Raw genomic sequence first — 3,021 nt, 5'->3', positions numbered from 1 at the left:
CCGAAGATCAGGATCGCGATGTTGCCCGCCGCCTTCTGCTGGAAGGCGATGTCGGTCCATTCGGTGGCGAAGCCCGCCGGCAGGCTGGAGGCCAGCTTCTCCATGGTCTTGATCGACTGGCCGGTCGAATAGCCGGGCGCTTTATCCCCATCGAGCTCGACCGCCGGGTAGAGGTTGTAGCGGGTCACCCGATACGGCCCGGTCCTGTCCTGGAAGGTCGCAACCGCGCCGATCGGCACCATCTCGCCGCTGTTCGAGCGGGTCTTCAACTGCGCTATGTCGGCCGGGTCATCGCGGGCCGCGGCCTCGGCTTGCGCGGTCACACGGAAGGTGCGGCCGAGCAGGTTGAAGTCGTTGACGTAGGCCGAGCCAAGATAGACCTGCAGCGCCTCGAACACCCGCGACGGGGGCACGCCGAGCATGTCGGACTTGGCCCGGTCGATGTCGGCATAGATGCGTGGCGTCGCGGTGTTGTAGAGGGTGAAGACGTTGGCCAGCCCCTTCTCCTGCTGGGCCGCGCCCATCATCTGATAGGCTGCCTGCTCCATGGCGACATAGCCGTTGTCGCCGCGGTCCTGGATTATCATGCGGTAGCCGCCGCCATTGCCGATGCCCTGGACGACGGGCGGCGGGATGACGAACACCATCGCCTCGTCGATGTCGGCCAGCGCGGCGCGCATCTCATTTTCGATATTGAGCTCGGTGCGATCGGTGCCGGCGCGCTCGTCGAATGGCTTGAAGGTGACATAGGCCGCGCCCGCGTTGGACGCCTGGGTGCCCGATGCGCCGTCGAAGCCGGCGAACATCACCGCCGCTTCGGTTCCGGGCACCTTGAGCAGGCGCGAGACCACCTTCTTCAGCACCGCGTCGGTGCGCTCGATCGAGCTGCCGGGCGGCAATTGGATGGCGGCCAGCGCATAGCCTTGGTCCTGCGCCGGGATGAAGCCGGCGGGAGTGGCGTAGAACAGCGCGCCGGTCAGCATCACCAACCCGGCATAGGCGGTCAGGGCACGCTTCGGCGCAGCGGCGATCCGCTTGGTGAAACGGCCGTACCATTCGCTGAGCGCGTTGAACCGTTGGTTGAACTTGTCGCCCGAGCGGTGGAGGAAGCCCATCACGCCGGTTTCGGCGCGATGGTCGCTCTTCGGCTTCAGGAGCATCGCGGCCAGCGCCGGCGAGAGCGTCAGCGACAGGAGCAGTGAAATGATCGTCGAAGCCGAAATGGTCACCGCGAACTGACGATAGAATTCGCCGGTGATGCCGGTCAGGAAGGTGACGGGCACGAACACCGCGCACAGCACCAGCACGATCGCCACCAGCGCGGTCGACACCTCGTCCATCGACTTATGGGCAGCCTCGCGCGGGCTCATGCCATGCTCGAGGTTGCGCTCGACATTCTCGACCACGACGATGGCGTCGTCGACGACGATGCCGATCGCCAGCACCAGGCCGAACATCGATAGAGTGTTGAGCGAATAGCCAAGGCCCGCCAGCACGGCGAAGGTACCGATCAGCGAAACCGGGATGGCGACGATAGGGATGATCGCCGCCCGCCAGCTCTGCAGGAAGACGATGATCACGAGGACGACGAGCAGCATTGCCTCGAGCAGCGTCTTCTGCACCTCGCCCATCGACTCGCTGATGAACTCGGTCGGGTTCCAGATGATCCTATACTCGAGCCCCTTGGGGAAGCTCTTCGCAGCGTCGGCAAGCTCGTGCTTGATCCCCTCGGCCGCGGCGAGCGCGTTGGTGCCCGGGCGCTGGGTAATGCCGAGGATGATCGAGTCGGTGCCCGAGAGGTAGGCGTTGACGCCATAGTCCTCGGCGCCGAGCTCGACCCTGGCGACGTCGCGGACGCGGGTGATCGCGCCGGTCGTCGGATCCGAGCGGATGACGATGTTGGCGAACTCCTCCGCGGTCTTGAAGCGGCCCTGGGTCTCGACATTGAGCTGCTGCGCCGCGCCGGTGTCGAACGGCGGCTGCCCGACCGTGCCGGCGGCAACCTGGATATTCTGCGAGCGCAGCGCCTGCACTACTTCGCCGGCGGTGAGGCCGAGCGTCGAGGCGCGTCCCGGGTCGATCCACACCCGCATTGCATAGTCGCGCGCGCCGAAGATCGAGACGTCGCCGATGCCCTCGACCCGCGACAGCCGGTCCTTGAGCTGGGTCAGGGCATAGTTGGAGACGTAGCCGCGATCGAGCGAACCGTCGGGCGACAGCACGTTGACCGCCATCAGCCACGATGGCGAGGTCTTGCGGACGACGAGCCCCTGGCGGCGCACTTCTTCCGGCAGGCTCGGCTCGGCAAGCGCGACTCGGTTCTGCACCAGCACCTGCGCGGTATCGAGATCGGTGCCGAGCTTGAAGGTGACAGTGATCGTCAGCCGCCCGTCGCCGGTCGATTGCGACGACTGGTAGAGCATGTTGTCGACGCCGTTGATCTGCTGCTCGATCGGAGCGGCGACCGTGTCGGCGACGGTTTCGGCCGAGGCGCCGGGATAGGCGGTGCTGACCGTCACCGTCGGCGGGACAATGTCTGGGAACTGCGAGACCGGCAGGCCGACATAAGCGAAGGCACCGACGATCGTGATGATGATCGCGATGACGCCGGCAAAGATCGGGCGCCGGATGAAGAAGTGGCTGAAGCGCATGGCAGTGCCCCGTTTCGATTCTTAGTTGGCAGCAAGCGTCGCTTGCGACGCGCTGGGGGACGACGGCGGCGGAGCTGCGGATGCAGCGACCTCGGTCGGCTTGATCTGGGTGACGCGCGGTTTGACCTTGGCGCCGGGCATGGCGAACTGCACGCCCTGGACGATCACGCGATCGGCCTTGGTGATGCCGGAACGGATGACGCGGAGGCCGGCAACCAGCGGACCGGTCTCGACCGGCTTGGCGACGACCGTATTGTCCTTGCCGACCACCAGCAGGATCTTGCGTGCCTGGTCGGTACGAACCGCGGCGTCGGGGACCAGGAGCGCATTGGTCGTCCCGCCATCGGCCAGCCGCATGTTGCCGAACATG

Annotated in this window: 1 protein-coding gene and 1 pseudogene; both read right to left on the bottom strand. The window is 66.0% G+C overall.

What is annotated here, in order from left to right:
* A partial coding sequence (locus tag VGD20_RS01715) for an efflux RND transporter permease subunit (RefSeq protein ID WP_331132800.1) occupies positions 1 to 2,651 on the bottom strand: 2,651 nt, incomplete at its 3' end.
* 21 nt (positions 2,652 to 2,672) lie between these two features.
* Positions 2,673 to 3,021, bottom strand: a pseudogene (locus tag VGD20_RS01710) (efflux transporter periplasmic adaptor subunit); the annotation flags it as partial.

This window comes from Sphingopyxis sp. (assembly GCF_036402335.1).
Lineage (GTDB): Bacteria > Pseudomonadota > Alphaproteobacteria > Sphingomonadales > Sphingomonadaceae > Sphingopyxis.
Note: the sequence above shows the minus strand (reverse complement) of the source record. Positions and strands in the feature narration are given on the sequence as shown.